Annotated in this window: 21 protein-coding genes; 15 read left to right on the top strand and 6 right to left on the bottom strand. The window is 63.1% G+C overall.

The annotated features are described in order from the left end of the window. Positions 1 to 509: 509 nt before the first annotated feature. Both groL and groES read right to left on the bottom strand, forming a co-directional pair. Positions 510 to 2147: a chaperonin GroEL gene (groL, locus tag BC363_RS29920; protein ID WP_065782838.1), complete on the bottom strand. Its 1638-nt coding sequence runs from the start codon at positions 2145 to 2147 to the stop codon at positions 510 to 512. A 62-nt stretch (positions 2148 to 2209) separates the two neighbouring features. After that, entirely contained in the window at positions 2210 to 2506 is a 297-nt protein-coding gene (groES, locus tag BC363_RS29915; RefSeq protein WP_004675403.1) for a co-chaperone GroES, read from the bottom strand. 469 nt (positions 2507 to 2975) lie between these two features. Between groES and BC363_RS29910 the strand changes: the two genes are divergently transcribed. The 5 genes from BC363_RS29910 (at position 2976) to BC363_RS29890 (ending at position 9306) form a co-directional block, all read left to right on the top strand. After that, a complete protein-coding gene (locus tag BC363_RS29910) occupies positions 2976 to 3824 on the top strand; it encodes a TIGR01459 family HAD-type hydrolase (RefSeq protein ID WP_065783041.1) in 849 nt (282 codons plus the stop codon). Positions 3825 to 3837: 13 nt separating this feature from the next. Continuing rightward, positions 3838 to 4821, top strand: coding sequence for a bifunctional riboflavin kinase/FAD synthetase (locus BC363_RS29905; protein WP_065782836.1), 984 nt, complete (start codon positions 3838 to 3840; stop codon positions 4819 to 4821). Between the two features lie 342 nt (positions 4822 to 5163). Further along, on the top strand, positions 5164 to 8073 hold the full coding sequence (gene ileS, locus BC363_RS29900) for an isoleucine--tRNA ligase (RefSeq protein ID WP_065783040.1): 2910 nt from the start codon (positions 5164 to 5166) through the stop codon (positions 8071 to 8073). A gap of 129 nt (positions 8074 to 8202) precedes the next feature. After that, on the top strand, positions 8203 to 8823 hold the full coding sequence (locus tag BC363_RS29895; RefSeq protein ID WP_065782835.1) for a hypothetical protein: 621 nt from the start codon (positions 8203 to 8205) through the stop codon (positions 8821 to 8823). A 3-nt stretch (positions 8824 to 8826) separates the two neighbouring features. Then, entirely contained in the window at positions 8827 to 9306 is a 480-nt protein-coding gene (locus BC363_RS29890) for a GNAT family N-acetyltransferase (RefSeq protein WP_065782833.1), read from the top strand. Positions 9307 to 9327: 21 nt separating this feature from the next. On the opposite strand, the gene BC363_RS29885 is transcribed toward BC363_RS29890, so the two are convergent. Beyond that, entirely contained in the window at positions 9328 to 9777 is a 450-nt protein-coding gene (locus BC363_RS29885) for a nucleoside deaminase (protein WP_053250858.1), read from the bottom strand. 73 nt (positions 9778 to 9850) lie between these two features. Here BC363_RS29885 and BC363_RS29880 point away from each other — a divergent pair, with 73 nt between their 5' ends. Genes BC363_RS29880 through BC363_RS29870 form a run of 3 tightly spaced genes read left to right on the top strand, consistent with a single transcriptional unit; the run spans position 9851 to position 13362 of the window. After that, positions 9851 to 11851 carry a pseudouridine synthase gene (locus tag BC363_RS29880; protein ID WP_065782831.1) on the top strand — a complete coding sequence of 667 codons (2001 nt, stop codon included), beginning with the start codon at positions 9851 to 9853 and terminating at the stop codon, positions 11849 to 11851. A 6-nt stretch (positions 11852 to 11857) separates the two neighbouring features. Then, on the top strand, positions 11858 to 12418 hold the full coding sequence (gene rsmD, locus BC363_RS29875; RefSeq protein WP_065782829.1) for a 16S rRNA (guanine(966)-N(2))-methyltransferase RsmD: 561 nt from the start codon (positions 11858 to 11860) through the stop codon (positions 12416 to 12418). Positions 12419 to 12477: 59 nt separating this feature from the next. Next, positions 12478 to 13362 (top strand): patatin-like phospholipase family protein, encoded by an 885-nt coding sequence (locus BC363_RS29870; protein ID WP_065782827.1) that lies wholly within the window; start codon positions 12478 to 12480, stop codon positions 13360 to 13362. A 24-nt stretch (positions 13363 to 13386) separates the two neighbouring features. On the opposite strand, the gene BC363_RS29865 is transcribed toward BC363_RS29870, so the two are convergent. Beyond that, entirely contained in the window at positions 13387 to 15222 is a 1836-nt protein-coding gene (locus BC363_RS29865; protein ID WP_065782826.1) for a monovalent cation:proton antiporter-2 (CPA2) family protein, read from the bottom strand. Positions 15223 to 15383: 161 nt separating this feature from the next. Here BC363_RS29865 and BC363_RS29860 point away from each other — a divergent pair, with 161 nt between their 5' ends. From BC363_RS29860 to lpxK, 6 genes are all read left to right on the top strand, one after another. Then, complete coding sequence (locus BC363_RS29860; RefSeq protein WP_065782824.1) at positions 15384 to 16730, top strand: TldD/PmbA family protein; 1347 nt, start codon at positions 15384 to 15386, stop codon at positions 16728 to 16730. A gap of 56 nt (positions 16731 to 16786) precedes the next feature. After that, on the top strand, positions 16787 to 17602 hold the full coding sequence (locus tag BC363_RS29855; protein WP_065782822.1) for a 3'(2'),5'-bisphosphate nucleotidase CysQ: 816 nt from the start codon (positions 16787 to 16789) through the stop codon (positions 17600 to 17602). Positions 17603 to 17660: 58 nt separating this feature from the next. Next, positions 17661 to 17897 carry a DUF4170 domain-containing protein gene (locus BC363_RS29850; RefSeq protein WP_053250851.1) on the top strand — a complete coding sequence of 79 codons (237 nt, stop codon included), beginning with the start codon at positions 17661 to 17663 and terminating at the stop codon, positions 17895 to 17897. A gap of 91 nt (positions 17898 to 17988) precedes the next feature. After that, positions 17989 to 19302, top strand: a complete 1314-nt coding sequence (gene waaA / locus BC363_RS29845; protein WP_065782820.1) for a lipid IV(A) 3-deoxy-D-manno-octulosonic acid transferase — start codon at positions 17989 to 17991, stop codon at positions 19300 to 19302. A gap of 25 nt (positions 19303 to 19327) precedes the next feature. Then, positions 19328 to 20032, top strand: coding sequence for an HAD family hydrolase (locus BC363_RS29840; RefSeq protein ID WP_065782818.1), 705 nt, complete (start codon positions 19328 to 19330; stop codon positions 20030 to 20032). A 376-nt stretch (positions 20033 to 20408) separates the two neighbouring features. Further along, positions 20409 to 21449 (top strand): tetraacyldisaccharide 4'-kinase, encoded by a 1041-nt coding sequence (gene lpxK / locus BC363_RS29835; protein WP_065782812.1) that lies wholly within the window; start codon positions 20409 to 20411, stop codon positions 21447 to 21449. A gap of 89 nt (positions 21450 to 21538) precedes the next feature. Here lpxK and BC363_RS29830 read toward each other — a convergent pair whose 3' ends face one another. After that, complete coding sequence (locus tag BC363_RS29830; protein ID WP_053250845.1) at positions 21539 to 21772, bottom strand: DUF2093 domain-containing protein; 234 nt, start codon at positions 21770 to 21772, stop codon at positions 21539 to 21541. 98 nt (positions 21773 to 21870) lie between these two features. Beyond that, positions 21871 to 23679, bottom strand: coding sequence for a DNA mismatch repair endonuclease MutL (gene mutL, locus BC363_RS29825; RefSeq protein WP_065782810.1), 1809 nt, complete (start codon positions 23677 to 23679; stop codon positions 21871 to 21873). Positions 23680 to 24084: 405 nt separating this feature from the next. Here mutL and BC363_RS29820 point away from each other — a divergent pair, with 405 nt between their 5' ends. Further along, on the top strand, positions 24085 to 25809 hold the full coding sequence (locus tag BC363_RS29820) for a response regulator (RefSeq protein WP_065782809.1): 1725 nt from the start codon (positions 24085 to 24087) through the stop codon (positions 25807 to 25809). The last annotated feature ends 276 nt before the right edge of the window (positions 25810 to 26085 follow it).

Genomic DNA, 26085 nt, shown 5'->3' with positions numbered 1-26085 from the left:
CAGTTAATATGAAAAGTTTGAGCGATTTTTCGCTCCCTTTAGGCCTGTCATCCAGTCTCTCGTGAATCTCTGTCCACTTGGGGCGGTGTTATAGTTCGTTTTTTTTCGACTTCAACGCTTTTTTAGAGCCGCTGCAGCTGCCGGGTAATTTTTCCGGCAGACAGCTTTGACGTGCACGTGAGATGCAGCCGGTGCACTGCTGCAAAAACAAGAAAGGGCGACCCGAGGGTCGCCCTTTCCGATCCGGATGGATCATCGTGGATCTGCTTGAACAGGTCCGCGATAAGGCTGACGCCCTATCACATCATGTCCATGCCGCCCGTTCAGCGCGCTTGGCGCGCTGAACCACTATAAGAGCATGGGCGAAGCTTTATGGACGATGCTGCGATTGGGCTGTCGCCCTATCACATCATGTCCATGCCGCCCGTTCAGCGCGCTTGGCGCGCTGAACCGCTCTTAGTGCATGGGCGAAGCTTTATGGACGATGCTGCGATTGGGCTGTCGCCCTATCACATCATGTCCATGCCGCCCATGCCGCCCATGCCGCCCGGCATTGCCGGAGCGTCCTTCTTCGGCAGTTCGGCGATCATGGCTTCCGTCGTGACGAGGAGGCCAGCAACCGAAGCTGCGTCCTGAAGGGCGGTGCGAACGACCTTGACCGGGTCGATGATGCCCATGGAGATCATGTCGCCATATTCGCCGGTCTGGGCGTTGTAGCCGAAGTTGTCCTGGTCCTTGTCGAGGATCTTGCCGACAACGATCGAAGCTTCGTCACCAGCGTTCTCGGCGATCTGGCGGGCCGGAGCCTGCAGCGCGCGACGAACGATGTTGATGCCGGCTTCCTGGTCGTCGTTCACACCCTTGACGGTGATCTTGACGGAAGAACGCAGCAGGGCAACGCCGCCGCCCGGTACGATGCCTTCCTGAACAGCAGCGCGCGTCGCGTTGAGAGCGTCGTCGATGCGGTCCTTCTTTTCCTTCACTTCGACTTCTGTCGAACCGCCAACGCGGATCACGGCAACGCCGCCGGCGAGCTTGGCAAGACGTTCCTGCAGCTTTTCGCGGTCGTAGTCGGAAGTGGTTTCTTCGATCTGGGCCTTGATCTGCGCAACGCGGCCTTCGATGTCGCTCTTCTGGCCGGCGCCGTCGACGATCGTCGTGTTTTCCTTGGAGATCGAAACCTTCTTCGCACGGCCGAGCATGTCGAGCGTGACGTTTTCGAGCTTGATGCCGAGGTCTTCGGAGATCACGGTACCACCGGTCAGGATGGCGATGTCTTCGAGCATGGCCTTGCGGCGATCGCCGAAGCCCGGAGCCTTGACGGCCGCGATCTTCAGGCCGCCACGCAGCTTGTTGACGACGAGCGTAGCAAGAGCTTCGCCTTCGACGTCTTCAGCGATGATGAGGAGCGGCTTGCCGGTCTGAACGACGGCTTCGAGAACCGGGAGCATGGCCTGGAGGTTCGACAGCTTCTTCTCGTGGAGGAGAACGAAGACGTCGTCGAGGTCAGCGACCATCTTTTCCGGGTTGGTGACGAAGTAGGGGCTGAGGTAGCCACGGTCGAACTGCATGCCTTCGACGACTTCGAGTTCGGTTTCGGCGGTCTTGGCTTCTTCAACCGTGATGACGCCTTCGTTGCCGACCTTCTGCATCGCTTCTGCGATGTCGAGGCCGATCTGACGCTCGCCGTTGGCCGAGATCGTGCCGACCTGTGCGACTTCTTCCGAGGTGTTGATCTTCTTGGCCTTGGCCTGGAGATCCTTGACGACTTCGGTGACAGCGAGGTCGATACCGCGCTTCAGGTCCATCGGGTTCATGCCGGCAGCAACGGCCTTGGCGCCTTCGCGAACGATAGCCTGGGCGAGAACCGTTGCAGTCGTGGTGCCGTCGCCAGCGATGTCGTTGGTCTTCGAAGCAACTTCGCGGACCATCTGGGCGCCCATGTTTTCGAACTTGTCTTCGAGTTCGATTTCCTTGGCGACCGATACGCCGTCCTTGGTGATGCGCGGAGCGCCGAAGGACTTGTCGATGATGACGTTACGACCCTTCGGGCCGAGCGTGACCTTTACCGCGTCAGCGAGGATGTCGACGCCACGCAGCATCTTTTCGCGCGCGGTGCGGCCGAACTTGATTTCTTTTGCAGCCATTTGAGAAAACTCCTGGGCTCATTGCCCATTGGTTGTCATGGAAAGGTGTGGACGACGGCTGATCAGCCGATGATGCCCATGATGTCGGCTTCCTTCATGATGAGAAGGTCTTCGCCGTTGATCTTGACTTCGGTGCCCGACCACTTGCCGAACAGAACGCGGTCGCCAGCCTTGACATCGAGAGCAACAACCTTGCCGCTTTCGTCACGGGCGCCCGAGCCAACAGCGACGATTTCGCCTTCCTGCGGCTTTTCCTTAGCGGTGTCCGGAATGATGATGCCGCCCTTGGTCTTTTCCTCAGACTCGACGCGGCGGACGACAACGCGGTCGTGCAGCGGGCGGAAATTGGTGCTTGCCATTAGTCTAATCCCTCGATCAAATGACATTACGGATCGCTCATCGACCCGATGGATGGGTGTTAGCACTCCCTTTTGTCGAGTGCTAGCGAGGCCGAGATAAGGCTGGGTCCTGGACGAGTCAAGGATTGGCCGTTCAAAAAATTTCAGGCGACATGGTTATCGGCGGGGCATGACTGGAGACGAACGGCTGCCGGGCCGGGGTGGGCACGCGCGCATCCTTGCGGCGCGAAGCAGTCGGAATTTGGGCGAAGCTTGGTCTTGAAGGCTTGTTTCGTCCTGTTGCCCGACGAGGTTTCCGCCGCGCAAGCAGTGCCTTGTCGAGGTCCGGCTGTCCGTCGGTCCCTTCGAGGCGGAAGGGGCAGCCGGTCGTCGAATCCTTGGGAATGGCGGCGTTTTTCTGGGGCCGAGGCTTGTATTCTCGCCCCTTCCTTGCGATGCAAGCCGGAAACCGAGTTTGCAGGAAGCCCGCATGGCCGCAAGGATCAACAGTTTTCGGGAAATCGCAGGGCGCTATGACGTCGTGCTCTGTGACGTCTGGGGTGTTCTGCACAACGGCGTTCAGGCGTTTGCGTCGGCCTGTGAGGCCCTGGCGGAAGCGCGTGCTGCAGGACTGACGGTTGTTCTCATCACCAACTCGCCCCGGCCGAGCCCGAGCGTCAAGGTGCAGATCCGCGGGCTGGGCGTTCCCGATGAAGCCTATGATCGCATCGTCACGTCGGGCGATGTGACCCGCGCGTTGATCGCTGCTGCCGACAAGAAGATCTTCTTCATCGGTGCTGAACGCGACCTGCCCTTACTCGAGGGCCTTGGTACCGAGATCGTGTCGTCGGAAGATGCCAAGACCGTCGTCTGCGCCGGCTTCTACGATGATGAAACCGAAACGCCGGAACACTACCGCGCGACACTGACCGGTCTTGCCAAGCGCAAGATCCCGTTCATCTGCGCCAATCCTGACCTGGTGGTCGAGCGCGGCCACCGGCTGATCCCCTGTGCCGGTGCCATTGCCAAGCTCTATGAAGAGCTCGGCGGCGAAGCGCGCATCGCCGGCAAGCCCTATATCGCCATCTATCGGGCGGCGCTCGGCGAAGCCAAGGCGGTGCGCGGTGCGCTCGATCTGTCGCGTGTCATTGCCATCGGCGACGGCATGCCGACCGACGTCAAGGGCGCCCAGGATGCCGGCTTCGATCTGCTTTACATCAGTGCCGGCATTCACGCCCAGGAATACATGAACGAAAGCAGGACCGACGAGGTGAAGCTTGCAGCCTTCCTGAAAAAGGAGGGCGCCTCGCCGAAGTGGTGGATGCCCAGGCTCGCCTGACGGGAAGATTGAGATGACGGTTTTTCATCGCAACGAGACCCGTGACCCGCTGCCCGAGCGCCTGCGCGGCGGCGTTGTCGCGATCGGCAATTTCGACGGTGTGCACCGCGGCCACCAATCGGTGCTGGAACGAGCGCTGGAAGAAGCCAAGGCGCGCGGCGTGCCCGCTCTGGTGCTGACTTTCGAGCCGCACCCGCGCACAGTCTTTCGGCCGGATACACCGGTGTTCCGGCTGACGCCCGCGCCGCTGAAGGCCCGTATCCTCGAAGGCATGGGGTTTGGCGCTGTTATCGAATATCCGTTCGATCGCACCTTCTCCGAACTTTCCGCGTCCGATTTCATCCATCGGGTGCTGTTGGAATGGCTGCATGCCTCGCATGTCGTCACCGGCTTCGATTTCCATTTCGGCAAGGGGCGCGAAGGCGGTCCTGCCTTCCTGATGGCGGCGGGTGGTGAAAACGGTTTCGGCGTCACTCTGGTCGACGCCTTTCGCGACGAGAACGCTTCGGTGATCTCGTCGAGCTTCATCCGGTCGCTGCTCGGGCAGGGCGACGTTTCACACGCAGCCGGTCTGCTCGGCTATCGCTACACGGTCGAGGCCGAAGTGATCGACGGCAAGAAGCTCGGACGTAGCCTCGGCTATCCCACGGCGAACATGCGCCTGCCCGCCGAGGTCGAACTTAGAACCGGCATTTATGCCGTGCGCTTCCGCCGGGCGGACGGCTCGCTCTATGATGGCGTTGCCAGCTTCGGCCGGCGCCCGACAGTCGACAGTGACGGCGAGGCCCTGCTCGAAACTTTCGTCTTCGATTTTTCCGGCGATCTTTACGGTGAGGTCTGTTCGGTTTCGTTCTTCGGCCACCTGCGCGACGAGCTGAAGTTCGACGGGCTCGACCCGCTGGTTGCGCAGATCCGCCAGGACGAAGAAGAGGCGAGGGCGCTGCTCTCCGGTGTCACGCCCCTGAGCGACATCGATCGCCGGATCAACTTTGCCTAAAGAAATCCGTCGCGTCGAAGCGGCGGACCTTTTCAAAAGGCCGAAAACGCCTTAAACAACCGGCCACCATGACCCGGCACCGTCGATTGACCATCGATCAGCGAATTATTGGCCCGGCTTTCCGCGCGCACTAGGCCGCCGGAAGGTCCGGGATTTCGGCGTTTCCAACGCCCCAGTCATCTCTAGAGCGCCGCGCGTCTCCTGAGCGCGCCAAGGTCGCTCTAACACTTTGAAGCTGCGCATGATCCTTTCCGAAGATCGATCCCGATTTGCGGGTCATGCGCCAGATACCACCCTTTCGCATGCGCGACGATCCGCGCGGAAAAGATGATTGCAAAGACCATGACAGATACCGCTGAGAAGATCGACTATTCCTCCACCCTCTACCTGCCGCAGACGGAGTTTCCGATGCGCGCCGGCCTGCCGCAGAAGGAGCCGGAAACGGTTGCCCGCTGGCAGAAGATGGGTCTCTACAAGAAGCTGCGCGCCTCGGCCGCCGGCCGCGAAAAGTTCGTGCTGCATGACGGTCCTCCCTATGCCAACGGCAACATCCATATCGGCCACGCGCTGAACAAGATCCTCAAGGACGTCATCAACCGCTCGTTCCAGATGCGCGGTTTCGACGCCAACTATGTGCCCGGCTGGGACTGCCACGGTCTGCCGATCGAGTGGAAGATCGAGGAGAAGTATCGCGAGAAGGGCCAGAACAAGGACGAGGTTCCGGTCAACGAGTTCCGCAAGGAATGCCGCGACTTCGCCGCCGGCTGGATCCAGATCCAGGCGGAAGAGTTCAAGCGCCTCGGCATCGAGGGCGACTTCGACAACCCCTACACGACGATGAACTTCCATGCCGAAGCCCGCATCGCCGGCGAACTGATGAAGATCGCCAAGATGGGCCAGCTCTATCGCGGCTCCAAGCCGGTGATGTGGTCGGTCGTCGAGCGCACGGCGCTGGCCGAAGCCGAAGTCGAATATGCCGATGTCGAGAGCGACATGATCTGGGTGAAGTTCCCGGTCACCGAAGGTCCGGACGACCTTGCCGGCACCTTCGTGGTGATCTGGACGACCACGCCCTGGACCATCCCCGGCAACCGCGCGATCGCCTTCTCCTCGCGGTATGCGTACGGCCTCTATGAGGTTGCGACCGCCGAGAATGACTTCGGCCCGCAGCCAGGCGAGAAGCTGATCTTCGCCAAGCGTCTGGCTGACGAGTCCGCGGCCAAGGCCAAGCTCAGCTTCAATTTCGTTCGCGATATCGAAGGCGCTGAATTGGCGGCCGTCACCTGCGCCCACCCGCTGCATGGCCTCGGTGGCGGCTACGCCTTCAAGGTGCCGCTGCTCGATGGTGACCACGTGACCGACGACGCCGGCACCGGCTTCGTGCATACGGCGCCCAGCCACGGCCGCGAGGACTTTGACGCCTGGATGGACAATGCCCGCGCGCTCGAAGCCCGCGGCATCTCGTCGGCGATCCCGTTTACCGTCGACGACGCCGGCTACTTCACCGCCGATGCCCATGGCTTCGGCCCGGACGCCGAAGGTGGTGCCGGACGCGTGCTCGACGACAAGGGCAAGAAGGGCGACGCCAACGATCGCGTCATCAAGGCGCTCATCGGCCGGCATGCGCTGTTTGCCCGCGGCCGGCTGAAGCACTCCTATCCGCACTCCTGGCGTTCCAAGAAGCCGGTGATCTTCCGCAACACGCCGCAATGGTTCGTCTACATGGACAAGGGCTTCGGCGACGGCACGACGCTGCGCTCGCGCGCACTGTCGGCGATCGACGACACCCGCTTCGTGCCGGGTGCCGGCCAGAACCGCCTGCGTGCGATGATCGAGGGACGCCCGGACTGGGTGCTCTCGCGCCAGCGCGCCTGGGGCGTGCCGATCGCGATCTTTGCCGACGACCAGGGCGAGATCCTCGTCGACGAAGCCGTCAATGCCCGTATTCTCGAAGCCTTCGAGCAGGAAGGCGCCGATGCCTGGTTTGCCGACGGTGCCAAGGACCGCTTCCTCGGCAACGACCACGACCACGAGAAGTGGCATCAGGTCATGGACATTCTCGACGTCTGGTTCGACTCGGGCTCGACCCATACTTTCACGCTCGAAGACCGTCCGGACCTGAAGTGGCCGGCCGACGTCTACCTCGAAGGCTCCGACCAGCATCGCGGCTGGTTCCACTCGTCGCTGCTCGAATCCTGCGCGACGCGCGGTCGTGCGCCCTACAACGCCGTTGTCACCCATGGCTTCACCATGGACGAGAAGGGCGAGAAGATGTCGAAGTCGAAGGGCAATACCGTCACGCCGCAGGAGGTGATGAAGGATGCCGGCGCCGACATCCTGCGCCTCTGGGTCATGACCACGGACTATTGGGAAGACCAGCGCCTCGGCAAGACGATCATCCAGACCAATATCGACGCCTATCGCAAGCTGCGCAACACCATCCGCTGGATGCTGGGCACGCTGGCGCACGACAAGGGCGAGGAGATCGCCTACGCCGATCTGCCCGAGCTGGAAAAGCTGATGCTGCATCGCCTGGCCGAGCTCGATCAGGTCGTTCGCGAGGGCTATGACGCGTTCGACTTCAAGAGGATCGCGCGCGCGCTGATCGATTTCTCGAACGTCGAACTCTCCGCCTTCTATTTCGACGTGCGCAAGGATGCGCTCTATTGCGACGCACCGTCGAGCCTTCGCCGCCGCTCTGCGCTTGCCGTGATCCGCAAGCTGTTTGATTGCCTGGCGCTGTGGCTTGCGCCGATGCTGCCCTTCACCTGCGAAGAGGCCTGGTTGTCGCGCAAGCCTGACGCGGTCTCGGTCCATCTCGAGCAGTTCCCGGCGATCCCGGCGGAATGGAAGAACGACGCGCTTGAGGCGAAGTGGGAAAAGATCCGCGCTGTGCGTACGGTCGTGACCGGCGCGCTTGAGATCGAACGTCGCGAGAAGCGTATCGGTTCGTCGCTGGAGGCGGCTCCCGTCGTCTCCATCGCCGATCCGGAGCTGTTGAAGGCGCTCGAAGGCGAAGACTTCGCCGAGATCTGCATCACCTCGTCGATCACTGTCGAGGCGGGCGAAGGCCCGGCCGACGCCTTCCGTCTGCCTGAGGTCGCCAAGGTCAGCGTCGTGCCGAAGGGCGCCGTTGGCCGCAAGTGCGCCCGCTCCTGGCGGATCACGACCGACGTCGGTTCGGATGCACTCTACCCTGAGGTGTCTGCCCGTGATGCCGCCGCACTGCGGGAACTTGGCTTCAAGGCTTAAGGGATCATTTACCGGATGAATTGCGCTTACCGCATTCATCCGGTAAAACCTGCCCGAAATTTGGCGGATTTCTCCGCCATGGGCGCTGAATGGCCGCGCACGTGACGGTGGCCGGCTAGAAGGAATCTCATGGAAATGACGCGAGAGTTGCGACTGTTTGCTAGCGTTGCCGCCATTATGACGAGCGGCCTGGTGCTTTCGGGCTGCATCGGCGGCCCGACCTACGGCACCGACAAGACGGCCGGCGAACAGTTGATGGACGACCTCGGAAGCGCTGTGAGCATTGCTCCGAAGCAGGGCAACCAGGTCAAGTATCAGCCGCGCCCCGGCCTGGTGCTGCCGCCGTCCGGCCAACAGACCGCCCTCGTGGAGCCGCAGAAGTCGCTCGCAAGCCGCGAAGCGAATCCGGAATGGGTCGAGTCCCCGGAAGAGGCACGCAACCGCCTGCGCGAAGAAGCCGACGCCAACAAGAACAACCCGAACTATGTCTCGCCGCTTGCAAAGGCCAGCGCCAATGGTCGCCGTCTTTCGGCCAAGGAGCAGCAGGAAGCCTATCGCGAAGCGCGCAAGATCGAGATGGGCGCCTACGCCGACAAGCGCCGCTTCTTGAGCGATCCGCCGCTCGAATACCGCCGCCTGCCGGAAGGTGCCGAGGCTGACCTGGGCGAACCGGAGAAGGTCAAGGAGCGCCGCCGCAAGAAGGAAGCGCAGGTCAAGAATTCCGGCAGCAAGTGGTACTGGCCCTTCTAAATCATGACGATCAGCATTCGCGACGCGCGACCGGAAGACGCGGACACCATCCTGCGCTTCATCACTGAACTTGCCATCTACGAGAAGGCCCCCGACGAAGTCGAGGCGACCGTCGAGCAGTTGCATGCCTCGCTTTTTGGCCCGAACGCGCTCACCCGCGCGGTCATCTGCGAGATGGACGGAAAGCCGGCCGGTTTCGCCATGTGGTTCTACAACTACTCCACCTGGCAGGCGCGCAAGGGGCTCTATCTCGAAGACCTCTATGTCACTCCGGATTGCCGCGGCTCCGGCGCCGGCAAGATGTTGTTGAAGCATCTCGCCAAGATCGCCGTCGAGGAAGGCTGTGGCCGCTTCGAGTGGAGCGTGCTTGACTGGAACGAGCCGGCAATCCGCGTTTACGAGGCAGTCGGCGCCGAGCCGATGTCGGAGTGGACGCGCTACCGGCTTGCGGGCGCGGCACTGGAGACCTTTGCCGCCGGCTGAAGCCACGGCATAATCGGCGTCTCACCGCTTATCGGCAAAGAAATCCCTGAGAATGTCCGCGGCTTCACGCTCGGCAAGCCCGGAATAGACATCGGGCACGTGGTGGCATGTCGGCGAGCCGTAAAAGCGCACGCCGCTGTCGACCGCGCCGCCCTTGGGGTCTTCGGCACCGTAATAGAGGCGACGGATGCGGGCAAAGGAGATTGCCGCCGCGCACATGGTGCATGGCTCCAGGGTGACGTAGAGATCGGCGCCCGTCAGCCTTTCGTCGTTGAGCACCATGGAAGCTTCGCGGATCGCCACGACCTCGGCATGAGCGGTAATATCGTTGAGTTCGCGGGTACGGTTTCCGGCGCGCGCGATGATTTCGCCATCGAAAACGATGACGGCGCCGATCGGCACTTCGCCGCGTTGGCCCGCTTTTTTTGCCTCTTCGAGGGCCGCATCCATGAAGCGTGTCGTATCAGTCATCGCTCAAACAATAATTTCTCTTAACCCACGGGCTCCGACCTGATAGGACAGCCGCAAAAGGCAGGCAACACAAATGACATCCAAAGACAAGCCCACGCGGCCTGGCGGCAAGCCCGCCGGCCGGGACAAGAAACCTCATTTCGCTGGCAAGAAGGCGGCAGCGCCTGAGGCCCGTGCCTCGCGGCCGCCCAAGGCAGGCCCGAAACCCGCCGCCGCAAGCGCCGACGAACCGCAGCGCATCTCCAAGATCCTGGCGCGCGCCGGTGTCGCTTCACGCCGCGATATCGAGCGCATGATCATGGAAGGCCGGGTCAAGCTCAACGGTGTCATCCTCGATACGCCTGTTGTCAACGCGACGCTCGCCGACGACATCGAAGTCGACGGAAACCCGATCCGTGGCATCGAGCGCACACGCCTGTGGCTCTACCACAAGCCGGCCGGACTGGTGACCACCAATGCCGACCCGGAAGGCCGCCCGACGGTTTTTGACAACCTGCCGGGCGAGCTGCCACGCGTTCTTTCGATCGGCCGCCTCGACATCAACACTGAAGGCCTGCTGCTGCTGACCAATGATGGCGGCCTTGCCCGCGTGCTCGAACTGCCGTCGACCGGCTGGCTGCGCCGTTACCGCGTGCGTGCCCATGGCGAAATCGACCAGGACGAATTGGACAAGCTGAAGGAAGGCATCGCCGTTGACGGCGTGCTCTACGGCGGCATCGAAGCGACGCTCGACCGTGTGCAGGGTTCGAACGTCTGGATCACGATGGGCCTGCGCGAAGGCAAGAACCGCGAGATCAAGAACGTGCTCGGCGCGCTCGGCCTCGACGTCAACCGCCTCATCCGTATTTCCTACGGCCCGTTCCAGCTCGGCGAATTGCCGGAAGGCCACGTGCAGGAAATCCGGGGCCGGACGCTGCGCGACCAGCTCGGACCACGTCTGATCGAAGACGCCAAGGCGAATTTCGACGCGCCGCTCTACAACGATCAGTCGGCAACCGTTGCAAGCGAAGCGTCGGAGGCCGAAGGCTCCGATACGCGCAAGCCCGAACGCGCCGGCCGCTGGGAAAAGCCGGAAGACAAGCGCGAACGCGCGCTTTCCCGCCTCGACACCCGTCGTGACGATCGCCGCGACAGTGGTCGCGGCAAGGAGGGCCCCCGTGGCAAGGGCGGCCCCCGCGAAGACCGCGGCGACGCCAAGTTCGAGGATCGGCCGAAGCGCACGCCGGCGCAGCGCGCCCGTACGGCCAATGTCTGGATGGCGCCGGGCGCCCGTCCGCTGGCCGAGAAGAAGTCGAAATCCGCTGAAGGCGATGCCACGGCGAAGCCCGCCCGTCGCGAGCGCCCCGAAGGCGCTCCGAAGACCAAGCGCTATGGCCGCACGAAGGATGGTTTTGCGACGAAGTCATCCGGCAAGTTCGATCCGGACCGCAAGGGCGGCGCATCCAGGGACTTCGACCGCGCCGACCGTCCGGCGTCCGCCGCACCGGTCAAGCGTCGGGACGAAGAGGGCGAATGGATCAGCGCCAGCGAACCCGCACGTCGCGGCAAGGATGAAGGTCGCGATGGCGGCTTCGGCCGGCGCAAGTCGGGCGATGCCGGCGACCGCAGGTCGCGCGATCATGGTGACCGTCCTGCGCGCCGCGAAGGCGGCGACCGGCCTGCCCGCTCAGAAGGCGGCCCGCGCAGTTATTCCGACAAGCCGCGGTTCCCGCGCGCCGAGGGCGACAGGCCCGCGCGCCGCGAGGGCGGCGACCGCCCGCGTGGCGATCGCCCGGCCCGCGCCGAAGGGGGGCCACGCAGCTATTCCGACAAGCCGAGAACCCCGCGCGCCGAGGGCGATCGTCCGGCCCGCCGCGAAGGTGGTGATCGCCCGTTCGGCGACAAGCCCCGCGGCAAGTCCTTCGGCGGCAAGCCGTCTGGCGGCAAATCCTTTGGTGAACGCTCGGGCGCTCCGCGTGGCGGCAAGCCCGGTGGCGGAAAACCAGCTGGCGGCGGCGGCAGGCCCGGTGGTGGCGGCCGTCCTGGCGGCGGTGGACGTCCGGCCGGCGGCAAGCCGCGCGGCAGAGGAAACTAAGCGGCCGTGCGCATCGTCGGCGGAGAGTTCCGTGGCCGCAGTCTGGCCACGCCCAAGTCGAATGATATCCGCCCGACGACCGATCGGACGCGCGAAAGCCTGTTCAACATCCTGAGCCATTCCTATCCGGAGGCTCTCGATGGCACGCGCGTGCTGGATCTCTTTGCCGGCACCGGGGCCGTGGGCCTCGAGGCCCTGTCACGGGGGTGCCGCCAGGCACTCTTCGTCGAGCAGGGCGTCGAGGGGCGGGGCCTCCTGCAAAACAATATCGAGGCATTCGGTCTTCAGGGACGTGCCAAGGTCTTCCGTCGGGACGCCACCAGTCTCGGTTCCGTCGGCACGATGGAACCGTTCCATCTGGTTTTTGCCGATCCACCCTATGCAAAGGGATTGGGGGAGAGGGCGCTGGAATCGGCGGCTCTCGGCAACTGGCTGGTTCCCGGTGCCCTTGTCGTGCTGGAGGAGCGTGCAGACGTTCAGCCGGCACCAACCGCCGTTTTCGAACGGTTGGACGTCAGGGTGTTCGGCGATACCCGCATGCATTTCTACCGCTTCCGTGGCGTCTGACGTCACACTTTTGATTCGCTTGCAAGGCTAGACTGCCGATTGAACTGGGATGCAGGTCGATGAAGCAGGACGTTTCCACCGCGGATATGTCGCCGCCAAGTGCGAGTGAACCGTCGGTCGCGCTGGCGCTCGGCGGCGGCGGTGCCCGCGGGCTTGCCCATATCCATGTCATCGAGGCCCTCGACGAGTTGGGCATTCGCCCGGTCGTGATCGCTGGTTCGTCGATCGGCGCCATCATGGGTGCCGGCATGGCGGCGGGCCTCAGCGGTGAGGCAATCCGCGAGCACACGCTTGCAACGATCGGTCACCGTCGCGAGGTCGTCAATCGTTTGTGGCGGCTGCGGCCGGCAAGCTGGTCGGAAGCGATGAACACCGGCTTTCGTTTCGGTCAGTTCAACATCGAACGCGTGTTGAAGGCGTTCCTGCCCGAAGCCATCCCCGCGACGTTTTCAGAACTGGATATCCCGCTCAAGGTTGTCGTCACCGACTATTATGGCCAGACGGAACATATCTGCGAGACAGGCGATCTGCAAAAGGCGCTGGCCGCAACGGCGGCTCTGCCGGCGGTCTTCATGCCGGTGAAGATCGCAGGACGGGTGATGATCGATGGCGGCATCTACAATCCCATTCCCTTCGATCATCTGCGCGGCCTTGCCGAGATCGTTGTCGCCGTCGACGTCGTCGGTGGCCCGGACGGCGATGGCAAGACGATCCCCAGCCGCATCGACAGCCTGTTTGGCGCCAGCCAGCTGATGATGCAGTCGATCATCGCCATGAAACTGAAGGAAGGTGCGCCGGATATCCTGCTGCGGCCGGACGTCGGTCGCTACCGGGTCATGGATTTTCTGCGCGCAAAGGAAGTGTTGGCGGCGACTGCCGTCGTCAAGGATCAATTCAAGCGGACGCTGGAAGAGCGAATGAAGGCAGCCAGCGTCTCCGGATGAGGTCGCGACCGGTCCCGATCCCGGTTAGGCACTTTCCCGCGCGTCGGCCGGCAAATCCGGCAGGATGCTTTCTCCCGTTTCCGAGGAATGATCGACATCGCGCTTGGGCTTGACCAGCGGCTCGGGACGCACGGGCTGCGAATGCAGCATGTCGCGGCCGGCGGTGATGCCCTCCGCCTCCTGCAGCACCAGGCGCGCCTCGTCGCGCTTGCGGATATCGTCCATGATGGCAATCGCCTCGTCGTCTCCGACCCCAAGTGCCTCCAGTGTCTTTCGGCCGAACAGCAGGCCGGACTCGAAGGTTTCGCGCAGTTCGTAGTCGACGCCCTTTGCCCTCAGTTCGAGCGTATGCAGTCGGTCGTAGGAGCGAGCGAAGATACGGGCATCGGGATACTCGGCCTGGACCAGATCGACGATCCTGTCGGTGGTTTCCTTCTTCTGCGTGCAGACGGCGATGAGCTTTGCCCGCTCGATGCCGGCGGCGCGCAGCACGTCGAGCCGATTGCCGTCGCCGAAGTAGATGCGGAAGCCGAAGGTCGCTGCCTGGCGAACTCGGGCGGCCGAGTGGTCGATGATCGTGACGTCGCGACCGCCGGCAAGCAGGATTTGCGCGGCGATCTGACCGAAGCGCGAAAAGCCGATCATCAGCACGTCGGCGTCCGCACCTTCGAAGTCCTCTTCCATTTCGTCGGTCATCTCGTCCTGTTCGCGCATCAGCCGCGGTGCGAGCATGGAGGCGATCGGTGTCAACGCCATCGAGAGCGTAACGATAGCGACGAGCAGCGAGGCGTCGCCCTGTGAGAAGACGCCGGCTGCCGCCGCCGCCGTGAACAGCACGAAACCGAACTCTCCGCCCTGCGGCAGCAGCAGGCTGATGCGCACCGCGTCGTTGTGATGGGAGCGCGCCAGCCGGCTAAGCCAGTAGAGCACGAAGCTTTTCACCAGCATCAGCAGCGGTACGGCGACGATGATCACCAAATATTTGTCGATGATGACGCCGAGCTGCAGCGACAGGCCAACGGCCATGAAGAACAGCGCCTGCAGAATACCGCGAAACGGCTCGATGTCGGCCTCGAGCTCGTGGCGGTAGGAGGATTCGGCCAGGAGTACGCCGGCAAGAAAGGCGCCCATGGCCATGGAGAGGCCGGCCAGCTGCATCAGCGTTGCCGCGCCCATGACCACCAGCAGAGCGGCAGCAATCATCACGTCGCGCGCGCCGGTACGGGCGATGATCTGGAACAGTGGATTGAGCAGATAGCGGCCGGCGGCCACAAGAATAGCGACCGCCGTGATCGCGATTGCGAAGTCTTCGAGTGGTGTCGTCGTATCCTCCGGCATTTGCGCAGCCAGCAGCGGGATCAGGGCAAGCAGGGGAACGATCGCCAGATCCTGCAGCAACAGGATCGAGAAGGCGCGCTGACCGAAGCGCGTGTTGCGGTCGTTGCCTTCGTCGAGGATCTGCATGGCGAAGGCCGTGGAAGACAGCGCCAGGCCGAAGCCGGCAACGATGCTGCCGGCATGATCGAGCAGTCCGGTCAAGGCGATCCCGTAGGAGAGGATCACGCCGGTCAGCAGGACTTGCGCCGTGCCGAGGCCAAAGATATCGCGCCGCATCTGCCAGAGCCGCGAAGGCTTCAGTTCCAGCCCGATGATGAACAGCAGGAAGACGACGCCAAGCTCGGAGACATGCAGGATCTCTTCGCCTTCGGTGATCCTCTGGGCAACCGGGCCGATCAGGATGCCAGCCGCGAGATAGCCGAGGATAGTGCCGAGCCCGAGACGCTTGAACAACGGTGCAGCAAGCACGGCGCCACCGAGCAGCATCAGCGCCTGGGAGTAGATGATCGGGGTCGTCGTCATGCGTGCGGCTTTCGATATTGCCTCGTCCTGCCCGGGCGGACGGAGGTTTCGGCGGGAGTATCATTGCAGTGTATCGGGCAGTGTATGGGCGGGAATCATGCCAATGCCCTTGATGCATGCTTCAGTGCACAATAAATGGGGCAGGAATGAAAGGCCACATCATGTCAGAAACGATCGATTTCGCCTCCCTCGAAAAACGCGCCGCCGAACTGGTGGACCTTGCCCGCAAGGCGGGCGCCGATGCGGCTGACGCCGTTGTCGTTCGCGGGCGTTCCCGTTCCGTCTCGGTTCGCCTCGGCAAGGTTGAAGCCACCGAGGCGTCCGAAAGCGACGACTTCTCGCTGCGTGTCTTCGTCGGCAACCGCGTCGCCAGCGTTTCGGCCAATCCCGGCTTCGACCCGAAGGTACTGGCCGAGCGGGCGGTGGCGATGGCCAAGGCCTCGCCGGAGGACCCTTTCGCTTCGCTAGCCGATCCGGATCGATTGGCGAAATCCTACCCGGATCTGGAACTGTTCGACGATCGCGAAGTATCTACCGAGGCGCTCACCGAAGCAGCGCTCGCGGCGGAACAGGCGGCGCTGGCGGTGTCGGGCGTCACCAATTCCAGCGGAGCCGGTGCTTCCGCTGGCATGGGCGGGCTCGTGCTCGTGACCTCTCATGGCTTCTCCGGCTCCTACATGGCGACCCGCTTCGGCCGCTCGGTAAGCGCGATCGCCGGCGAAGGCACGAAGATGGAGCGCGACTACGATTACGACAGCCGCATCTATTTCGACGATCTGCGCGCCGCCGATGACATCGGCCGGGTGGCGGGCGAGCGTGCCGTGGCGCGGATCAACCCCCGCCAGGTGCCGACCGCCAGGAACGTCACGGTCGTTTTCGATCCGCGCATGGCGCGTGGTTTCGTCGGACATCTCGCCGGCGCCATCAACGGTGCATCCGTCGCCCGCAAGACCAGTTTTCTGCGCGACATGATGGGCAAGCAGATCATGAAAGCGGGGCTGTCGGTGACCGACGACCCGTTGATCGTCCGGGGCTCGTCTTCGCGTCCATTCGACGGCGAAGGCGTCAGCGGATCCAAGCTGACGATGGTCGAGGATGGCGCGCTGAACCATTGGTTCCTGTCGACCTCGGCAGCGCGCGAACTTGGCCTTGAGACCAACGGCCGCGGCGTGCGTGGCGGTCCGACGGTCAATCCGGCCTCGACCAACCTGGCGCTCGAACCGGGTTCGATTTCACGCGAAGACCTGATCCGCAGTGTCGGAACCGGCTTTTACGTGACCGAGCTTATCGGCCAGGGCGTCAACATGGTGACTGGCGAATATAGCCGCGGCGCTTCCGGTTTCTGGATCGAGAACGGCGAGTTGTCCTTTGCCGTGTCCGAAGTCACGATCGCGTCTAACCTCAAGCAGATGTTCATGGCGATCACGCCGGCCGACGACATCGACAGGAAGTTCGGCGTTGCCGCACCGACGCTCGCCATCGAAGGCATGACGCTCGCCGGTCTCTGAACCGCAAACGTCCATGACAAAAGCGTTCGGCGATGTGCCGGCGCGTAAGGATTTGAATGTCAGACAAGGCAACATCGATCGCGACGTGGAAAGAAGATCTGGATCTGATCCTCGCTGCCGCGATCGCCGCCGGCGAAACGGCACTGGGTTACTTCCGAAACGAGCCCGACGTGCGCTGGAAGAACATGGGGCGCTCACCGGTGAGTGCGGCCGATATCGCCGCCAACGACATTCTCAAGGAACGTCTGCTTCTCGCCCGGCCGAACTACGGCTGGCTCTCGGAAGAGACCGACGACGATCGCAGCCGCCTGTCCTGTGAAACGGTCTTCGTCGTCGATCCGATCGACGGCACCCGCGCCTTCATTGCGGGCAAGGATCTCTGGTGCGTGAGCGTTGCCGTCGTTCACCGCGGTACGCCCGTCGCCGGCGTCCTTTATGCGCCGGCGTTGGACGAGATCTTCCAGGCAACCGCAGACGGACCGGCACTGAAGAACGGCGCAAGCATTCGCGTGCGCGACGTCCAGGACGGCGGGGCGCTGCATGTGGCGGTTGCCGAGGACATCGTCGCGAGCTTGGCGCCGTCCTACCGCAACGGCATCGTGCGGGTCCCGCATGTGCCTTCGCTCGCCTACCGGCTGGCAATGGTTGCGGACGGGCGGATCGACGGCACGGTGGTCAAGAAGAACTCTCACGATTGGGATCTTGCCGCCGCCGACCTCATTCTCGAACGGGCAGGCGGGGGGCTCAAGACGCTTGAATCTCAAGCCCTGTCCTACAATCGCCCCAATGTCGTTCATGGCCTTCTTTGCGCGGCGTCGACGGCGGCGTTGCCGGGATTGCTCGCTGCGTCGAGGACCCTTGAGGGCCATTGACCTTTCGAGCCGAATGCCGCAAACCAACGCCCATACCCTATAAGAAAATGGAACTCCAATGGCTCACGACTCCGAGAAGAAACAACGTCTGCATTTGGTCTTTGGTGGTGAACTGACCACCCTCACCGATGTTCATTTCCGTGACCTGGACAAACTCGATATCGTCGGCATTTATCCTGACTACGAAAGCGCGCACATTGCCTGGAAGTCGAAGGCACAGATGACCGTCGACAATGCGCATATGCGTTATTTCATCGTTCATATGCATCGCCTGCTTGATCCGGAAAACGATTGATGCCGATGCCGTCGGCATGCGTGGCGCGCTCCCGCGCGCGCGCTGCACCTGACCGTCGCCCGATCGTTCCATTGGGCGGGGGACTGAGGCCATGAGCAGCTTTCGCGCCCGGCTGGCGCTCTCCAGCTACCGCTGGATCGGTTCGGCGATCTATCCCTTCGTGTGGTCCTATCTTGCCCTGCGCGCTGCGAAGGGCAAGGAGGATCCGGCGCGCCGCCGCGAGCGCTACGGCCATGCCAGCGTGCCGCGCCCGCAAGGTCCGCTCGTCTGGTTCCATGCCGCAAGTGTCGGAGAGACCAATGCGGTCATCCCGCTGATCAAGGAAATCCATCGTCGCGGCATCAATGTCGTCTTGACGACCGGCACGACGACCTCGGCGCGGGTCGCGGCCGGGCGCCTCGGCTCGGCGGTCATTCACCAGTATGTGCCGCTCGATTTCAAGCCGGCGGTCAACCGCTTCCTCGAATACTGGCAGCCGGATCTGGCCATCATCGCCGAATCCGAGATCTGGCCGATGACCATCCTCGAGCTTGGGCGACGCCACATTCCCCAGGTTCTGGTCAACGGCCGCCTTTCCGACCGTACGTTTGCGCGCTGGAAGAAGCGGCCGGCGCTTGCAGACGCGCTGTTTGAGAACCTGGCGCTCGTCATCGCCCAATCGGATGTCGACGCCGAGCGCTTTCGCACGCTGGGCGCCCTGCCGGTGATGGTGTCGGGCAACCTGAAGGTCGATACCGACGCGCCGCCGCACGACCCGCAGGCGCTGAAGGAGTATCGTCAGCAGATCGGCACCCGCAAGACCTGGGCGGCGATCTCGACCTTCGACGGCGAAGAAAGTGCTGCCGGGGTCGTGCATCGTGCCCTCAAGGAGCGCACCGGCCTGTTGACCATCATCGTCCCGCGCCACCCCGAGCGCAGCGACGCGATCGAGGCGGCGCTGACGGCCAAGGGCCTGAAGGTCGCGCGCCGCACCCGCCGCGATCCGCTGACATCGGACGTCGATGTCTTCCTTGGCGACACGATCGGCGAGATGGGGCTCTATCTGCGTCTGACCGAGGTTGCCTTTGTCGGCCGCTCGCTGTTTGCCGAAGGCGGGCAGAACCCGCTGGAGCCGGCAATGCTCGGCTGCGCCGTTCTTTCGGGCGGCAACGTCCAGAACTTTCGCGAGACCTATCAGATGCTTGCCAAGAACGGCAGCGCTAAGATCGTCCGCGACGTCGAGATGCTGGCCAAGGGCGTCAACTATCTGCTCGCCAACGACGATATGCGTCGTTCGATGATCGATGCCGGCCTTGAAACCGTGCAAGAGATGCGCGGAGCGCTGTCGGCGACGATGAAGGGGCTCGAGCCCTATATCAATCCGCTCGTCGTAAAGGCGCGGCTTGAACCGCGCAACGACCTCTGACCGCATCGGGAGACGTAAGATCACCATGAGCGCACCGACAGCCATCGCCGGTATCCTGTTCGACAAGGACGGAACGCTTCTCGACTATGCCAAGAGCTGGGTGCCGGTGAACTACGAGCTGGCGAAGATAGCGGCCAAGGGCGACGAAGCCCTGGCCCGCACGCTGCTCAAGGCGGGCGGCATGGATCCGGACACCGGCCATGTGCTGCCCGACAGCCTGCTTGCCGCCGGAAACACGGTCGAGATCGCAACCGGCTTCGTCGCTGCCGGCGCGCCGTTTACCGTGGAGGCGTTGACGACGCTGTTTGACGGGTTATTTGCCCGTTCGGCCGAATATGCGGTGCCGGTCACCGACCTCGGTTCGTTCTTTGCCGGTCTGCATGCCAAGGGTTATCGCCTCGGTGTGGCATCCAGCGACAATGAGCGCTCTATCCGCGAAACCGCCAGGCGCTTCGGCTTCGACGGCTATCTGCATTATATCGCCGGCTACGACAGCGGCTACGGTGTCAAGCCGCAGCCTGGCATGGTGCTCGGCTTCTGCGCGGCCACGGGGCTCGATCCGCAACAGGTCGTGGTCGTCGGCGACAACAATCACGACATGCATATGGGCCGCAGCGCCGGCGTGGGCATGACCGTCGCTGTCCTGACGGGCACCGGCTCGCGCCAGTCGCTGGCCGATGCCTCCGACCATTGCCTGGCCGATATCACCGAACTCGAAGCCGTCCTCTAGGTTTTTCGCTGAGCCGCATTTCTTTCGCGGCCACTCTGAAGGGCTGCTAACGTGGCCCTATGATCACCAGAGGGTCGATAAAACCAACGCCGACAGCCGATGCCGTGACGGTACTGCAGGATAAAGGCTTTGCCGTTCGCCGGCTCGAGAGCGGATTTCCGGATTGGAAGGCGGCCGGCCTTGCGGTCGAAAGCGCCGCCTAAGCTTCCAAGGAAGTGTACGGAACCCCGCATTGTCTTGTGCCGCTTGCCTTTTTCCGCGTTCTGACGTTTTTTGTCGGCAGGCATGCCGCCGATGGTTTTTCGGGCAGCGGCAGGCAAGATATGCACCGTCCTTCCGAGAAGGACAAAGACGGCCGGGGGCTGCGGAAACAAAGATGGTATCGGAAGCGCCGCCGTTCTGGTGGACCAAGGCGGATTGGCGTGCCCGTGCTTTGTGGCCGTTTTCCTGGATCTATGGGCGTATTGCCGGCCTGCGCATGGATCGCGGCCACCGGGCGTCCGTGTCGGTCCCGATCATCTGCATCGGCAACTTCACGGTCGGCGGTGCCGGCAAGACGCCGACGGCGATCGCGCTTGCGCGCGCCGTCAGGGCCAAGGGTCTGAAGCCGGGGTTCCTCAGCCGCGGCTATGGTGGGTCGCTCGACGTGACGACGATCGTCGATCTGGAGCACCACAGGGCGCGTGACGTCGGCGACGAGCCGTTGTTGCTGGCGCGCGAGGCGCTGACGGTGGTGTGTCGGCGCCGCGTCGACGGAGCTCGCCGATTGGTGGCCGAAGGTGCGGATATCATCATCATGGACGATGGTTTCCAGAGCGCGCGGCTCGCCTTCGACTTCGCGCTACTCGTCATCGATTCCCGTCGTGGTATCGGCAACGGTTACCTCGTGCCGTCAGGTCCCGTGCGTGCGCCGCTTTCAAATCAGTTGCGCCACGCAACGGCGCTGTTGAAGATCGGTGACGGGGTAGAGGCCGACGCCCTGATCCGCCGTGCCGCACGGGCGGGCAAGCAGATCTACGAGGCGGAAGTCGTGCGCCTCGACGACGGCTCGCTGAACGGAGTCAAGGTGCTGGCCTGGGCCGGTATCGCCGATCCGGAAAAATTCTATCGCACCGTGCGTGAGACCGGAGCCGTAATTGAGGAAACGCGCAGCTTCCCCGACCATCATCATTTTTCAGAGGACGAGATATCGGACCTCCTCGACCGCGCCTCAGCACTCGGCTGCGTCCTCGTGACCACGGCCAAGGACATGGTTCGCCTGGAGCCCGGTCATGGTCGGGCAGCGGAATTGGCTGGGGCAAGCCGGGTGATTGAAATCGACGTGCACTTCGACGATCCGTCGGCGCCGGCGAAGATCGTGACAGCCGCGCTGTCGGCGGCACGCGCCCGCAAGCTGCGGGAAGCGGAGCAGAAATAACGTTTGATCGGCGCGGCAGAGCGTTTCCGTCTTAAACGGAGTCCTGGACACGCTCTATCACTTCGTTTCGCGCTTTCCCTGGAAAGGCTTTAGCGGCGCTGGTTGGGCAGGGCGCCCGCGCGCTTCTCCGCTTCGAGAGAGGCTTCCGCGTCGACATAGGGCTCCTGGCGGGCAACGCTCCAGTAGCGCAGTTCGTCGACCGGGATGGTCTTGCCCGTCATCGCGCAGATCACATGCGAACCGGCAAGAACGATCTGAAAGTCACCGTCGAGATAACGGATCTTCGCTTCGCGCGAGGCGCTTCCTTCAAACCGGTTCATCATCTTCAAGGCCTGTTTCGTCTTCTTGGTCGGTTCTCTGATCTAGCCCGGCATCCGGTAAAATGCCAGCGCATTTCGCCGTCGCAGACCCGTTCACAGTGTCAGCTCCTGCCGAACAGCCGCTCAATGTCGGAGAGCTTCAGCTCGATGTAGGTCGGCCGGCCATGATTGCACTGGCCGGAGCCCGGCGTTGCTTCCATCTGGCGCAGAAGAGCGTTCATTTCCTCGGTGCGCATCCGGCGGCCGGAACGAACCGATCCATGGCAGGCCATCGTTGCGGCGAGATATTCAAGCCGGCTGGCAAGCCCGTTGGCCGTGTCCCATTCGGCAATTTCGTCCGCGAGCTGGCGCACCAGCCCCGCGGCATCCATTTCGCCCAGCATCGCCGGCGTTTCCCGCACCGCGATGGCGCCGGGTCCGAAGCGCTCGATGCCAAGGCCGAGGCGACCCAGTTCGTCCGCATGCGTCATCAGCCGGTCGCAATCGTCTTCGGAAAGGTCGACGACTTCCGGGATCAGCAAAGCCTGGGCGGCGACGGGCTTCGAATGCAGCGCCGTTCGCATGGTTTCGAAGACGAGGCGTTCATGGGCGGCATGCTGGTCGACGATGACGAGGCCATCCTGCGTCTGCGCGACGATGTAGTTTTCGTGAAGTTGCGCGCGCACGGCACCGAGCGGAAAGGATTGTGGTGCCGGCGCGTCTGCGATCGCCCGCTCAGGCTCGGGCAAAGGCGCTGCCGTCCGGGCCGAGGGCGCGGTGAAGGCGGCGAAGCTTGCCTGCGGCGTCTCGGACAGGCCGCGATCCATCGTCTCGAAATGCGTCGGCCGGTAGGGCGAGCTTTCCGCGCTCCATGGCTGGCGCGGCCGGAACGGTTCGGTGCGGAACGCCTGCATCATCCCGCTCGCGCCCGTCGTCGACGCCCGGTCGCCCTCCCGCGCCAGAGCTTGACGGATGGCACCGATGATCAGCCCGCGAATGAGGCCCGGATCGCGGAAGCGAACGTCCGATTTCGCGGGATGCACGTTGACGTCGACGAGTGCCGGGTCGAGCGTGATCGACAGCACCGCCACGGGATAGCGGCCATGCGGGATCGTTTCGGAATAGGCCGCGCGAATGGCGGACAACAGTTGCTTGTCCTGGACCGGACGACCGTTGACGAAGACATATTGCTGCAGCGAGTTGCCGCGGTTGTAGGTCGGCACCCCGGCAAAGCCGGTCAGCTGGATGTCCTCGCGCTCGGCATCGATCTCTATGGCGTTGTCGCGAAACTCCTTGCCAAGCACCTGCGCCATGCGGGCGAGCCGGTCGTCGCCCGTCGCCGGAAACTCCAACGTCGTTCGATCCGATCCGGACAGTACGAAACGCACCTTCGGAAAGGCAATCGCCATACGGCGCACCACATCCGAAATTGCCGATGCCTCGGCCTTTTCCGACTTCATGAACTTGAGCCGGGCAGGGGTCGCAAAGAACAGGTCGCGGACCTCGACGACCGTACCGGTATTGGCGGGCGAAGGGCGAACGGAATCCGTCCTGCCGCCGGCAATGGTGATGACGGCGCCCTCGGTGGCACCAGCCGTCCGGGTGGTGATCGAAAGCCGGGAAACCGATCCGATCGAGGGCAGGGCCTCGCCGCGAAAACCGAGCGTGCGGATGTCGAACAGGTTGTCGTCGAGTTTTGACGTGCAGTGGCGCTTGACCGCCAGCTCCAGGTCGGTCGGCTGCATGCCGGCGCCGTTGTCGGTTACGCGCAGCAGCGTCTTGCCGCCGCCGGCGGTGGCGATTTCGATCCTGGTCGCGCCGGCGTCGAGCGCGTTCTCGATCAGTTCCTTGGCGGCACTGGCGGGACGTTCGATGACTTCGCCGGCGGCGATCTGATTGATGAGGGTCTCGGAGAGCTGCTTGATGGCCATGCTCTATTTTCCCGGATTCGGCGACGGAACGGAAGCGGAAATACGGGTCTGTCCCCGTCTGGCATCTCCGATCACCAAATTCTGGTTGTGCAGCCCATTGGTGCACCAAAAAATGAGACGAGGATTTAATTGCCCCTTAACATTCTGCTGCGATTTTCCACAACAACCTGAATGATCACGGGTTTTGTCTTTGGAGCACTGCGGCGTTGCTGGACGTCGTGTCACCCCGCTCGAAGAGACGCCTTCCAAGGCCATCCCAGCATGTCCCGAAATGAAACCGCCGCAACAGCGCCGCGCGTCTTATTCGACGCGTCAAGGTCGCTGTGGCACTTTGAATGGCTGCATGTTTCCTTAAATCGGGAGACGATCTAAGGAAACATGCAGTAGGCGAGTGAGGACAGCGCAATGAACGATGGGGCGCCGAACGGCGCGGACATCAACAGGATCATTCTCGAGTCGAGCTGCGATGCGCTCGGCTTTGCGATGCTCGTCTGCGGCCGGGACGACACCATCCTCTTTGCCAGTCGCACCATGCTGCAATATTTCCCCGTACCTGCCGAGATGCTGCTGCCGGGAACCCGCCTGCGCGATTTTCTCGGCGCCGTCTACGACACCGGCGTTCGCCCCGGCACCGTTCCCGAAAACAGCCGCCGGCGGACGAACCGCGAGGACTGGATTGCCGAGCATATGGCGCTGCACTGGCGCGAGCGCTACGAGAAGGTCGAGCGTTCCGGCCGAACCCGATGGGTGTCGATGCGCAAGCGCCGCCTCTCCAGCGGTATCGGCATCCTGTCGATCACTGACGTTTCCGACCAGAGGAAGCGCGACGAGCAGCTGCAGACGGATCTCGAGCGGGTCGAGTTGACCGAGGAAATCCTCGACGCTCAGCCCAATCCGATCTGCGTCAAGGATCGCAACCTCAACTATATCGCCGTCAACAAGGCGTTCTGCCTCATCCACGACCTTTCCCAGGAGGCGATCCTCGGACGTTCGGCCTGGGATCTGGTTGAAAGCGATCTTGCCGAACGTTTCGAGCAGTCCGATCGGCGCGTGCTTGAAACCGGCAAGCCGCATTCGGAAGCGGAACATATCGTGCGCGCCGATGGCAGCGATCTCTGGGTTCTCACCCGCAAATATCGCGTCGGCATGCCCGGCCGCCATTTCGTCGTCAGTTGCATGAACGACGTGACTGATATCGCCGGCTGGTACAATGGCTCCGAGGATGGGCCTGCCCCCTCCGGCGGTCTCCAGATCAACGACTACAGCATTTTTGCGCCGGCCCAGAATTTCTATGATCCGTTTCGCGCGCTGAACGTGCAGCAACTGGTCGGAGCGGGATCGATGATCGAGACGCTTCCGGCGCGTGGCCTGCGCGTTCTGCTTGCGACTGCCGATCGGCTGACGGAAGAACGGCTGGTGACGCGCCTGCGCGGCTCGGGCCTCGAGGCCTGCGCAGTGCGCAACGTCGACGAATTGACCGCCTTCGGTAGGGCGTCCGACAGCGCCGGCCTGAAGCTCGACGTTCTGCTCCTCGACGGCGCCTTTCCGGATGGTGAGCATATCGCGACGGCCTGGCGCAACTGCCCCGTCGTTACCGTCGAAGCCGATCAGGATGCCGCGGCGGTGCTTGCGGAGGTATTCCGTGTTTGCGCCGAGCGCCCGCAAGCCTCGCCACTCCTGCAATCGGACTGGTCGCTCTCCTTCGAGGACGAAGCTGCTTCAGCCGTTCCGGTTTCACAGGTCGATGTCCTCGTTGCCGAGGACAACCAGATCAACCAGTTCGTCTTTACCCAGATCCTCGAAGGGCTCGGTGTCTCGCACCGCATTGCCGCCAATGGCCGCGAAGCCGTCGAACTCTGGCATGAACTTCAGCCGGCGCTGGTGCTCATGGACGTGTCCATGCCTGTCATGAACGGCTTCGAGGCGGCAGTTGCCATTCGAACCGCGGAAAAAGTGAAAGGCGTGAGAACACCGATCATCGCCGTGACCGCCCAGGCCCTCGACATCGACCTGCAACAGTGCAAGGCATCGGGTATGGATGATCACATCATGAAGCCGGTCAGCCCCGACATGATCGAGGCCGTGCTGCGAAAATTCATGCCGGCAAAGGCGATGCGAACGACAGGTTGATCGAAAATCGTGTCAACTCGCTAGAATTGGGGATGTCGATGGCAGATCTTGGAGCGAGGCGATATCGGATTGTTAACCCCCGATTGCGATCGTCTGCAGCGTATTGCCAAAAAGTGTAGAGCCCCGCAGGAATGCATCGCAACCCCTCAGCCGTCAACGTCGGAACCTTGCCGGAAGCGCATCGCTGCTCCGCGGGCCGGCCTACCTTGTCGGCTACCGGGCGTGGACGGCCGGGCTCACTTCAGATCCGGGGACTTGGCCGATGATGTCGGGGGA

Origin of the sequence: Ensifer sp. LC384 (assembly GCF_001695865.1) — a bacterium.
GTDB lineage: Bacteria > Pseudomonadota > Alphaproteobacteria > Rhizobiales > Rhizobiaceae > Ensifer.
The sequence above is the reverse complement of the archived record's forward strand: the minus strand, read 5'-3'. Positions and strand labels throughout refer to the sequence as shown.

Bases quoted from the DNA above. Each gene is read 5' to 3' on its own strand.
- BC363_RS29820 (WP_065782809.1), top strand. From the start codon at position 24,085: ATGAACGATGGGGCGCCGAACGGCGCGGACATCAACAGGATCATTCTC.
- BC363_RS29840 (WP_065782818.1), top strand. From the start codon at position 19,328: ATGAGCGCACCGACAGCCATCGCCGGTATCCTGTTCGACAAGGACGGA.
- BC363_RS29910 (WP_065783041.1), top strand. From the start codon at position 2,976: ATGGCCGCAAGGATCAACAGTTTTCGGGAAATCGCAGGGCGCTATGAC.
- BC363_RS29855 (WP_065782822.1), top strand. From the start codon at position 16,787: ATGTCAGACAAGGCAACATCGATCGCGACGTGGAAAGAAGATCTGGAT.
- waaA (WP_065782820.1), top strand. From the start codon at position 17,989: ATGAGCAGCTTTCGCGCCCGGCTGGCGCTCTCCAGCTACCGCTGGATC.
- BC363_RS29865 (WP_065782826.1), bottom strand. From the start codon at position 15,222: ATGACGACGACCCCGATCATCTACTCCCAGGCGCTGATGCTGCTCGGT.
- lpxK (WP_065782812.1), top strand. From the start codon at position 20,409: ATGGTATCGGAAGCGCCGCCGTTCTGGTGGACCAAGGCGGATTGGCGT.
- BC363_RS29880 (WP_065782831.1), top strand. From the start codon at position 9,851: ATGACATCCAAAGACAAGCCCACGCGGCCTGGCGGCAAGCCCGCCGGC.
- BC363_RS29885 (WP_053250858.1), bottom strand. From the start codon at position 9,777: ATGACTGATACGACACGCTTCATGGATGCGGCCCTCGAAGAGGCAAAA.
- BC363_RS29830 (WP_053250845.1), bottom strand. From the start codon at position 21,772: ATGATGAACCGGTTTGAAGGAAGCGCCTCGCGCGAAGCGAAGATCCGT.
- ileS (WP_065783040.1), top strand. From the start codon at position 5,164: ATGACAGATACCGCTGAGAAGATCGACTATTCCTCCACCCTCTACCTG.
- groL (WP_065782838.1), bottom strand. From the start codon at position 2,147: ATGGCTGCAAAAGAAATCAAGTTCGGCCGCACCGCGCGCGAAAAGATG.
- BC363_RS29895 (WP_065782835.1), top strand. From the start codon at position 8,203: ATGGAAATGACGCGAGAGTTGCGACTGTTTGCTAGCGTTGCCGCCATT.
- BC363_RS29870 (WP_065782827.1), top strand. From the start codon at position 12,478: ATGAAGCAGGACGTTTCCACCGCGGATATGTCGCCGCCAAGTGCGAGT.
- groES (WP_004675403.1), bottom strand. From the start codon at position 2,506: ATGGCAAGCACCAATTTCCGCCCGCTGCACGACCGCGTTGTCGTCCGC.
- BC363_RS29905 (WP_065782836.1), top strand. From the start codon at position 3,838: ATGACGGTTTTTCATCGCAACGAGACCCGTGACCCGCTGCCCGAGCGC.
- BC363_RS29890 (WP_065782833.1), top strand. From the start codon at position 8,827: ATGACGATCAGCATTCGCGACGCGCGACCGGAAGACGCGGACACCATC.
- BC363_RS29860 (WP_065782824.1), top strand. From the start codon at position 15,384: ATGTCAGAAACGATCGATTTCGCCTCCCTCGAAAAACGCGCCGCCGAA.
- mutL (WP_065782810.1), bottom strand. From the start codon at position 23,679: ATGGCCATCAAGCAGCTCTCCGAGACCCTCATCAATCAGATCGCCGCC.
- BC363_RS29850 (WP_053250851.1), top strand. From the start codon at position 17,661: ATGGCTCACGACTCCGAGAAGAAACAACGTCTGCATTTGGTCTTTGGT.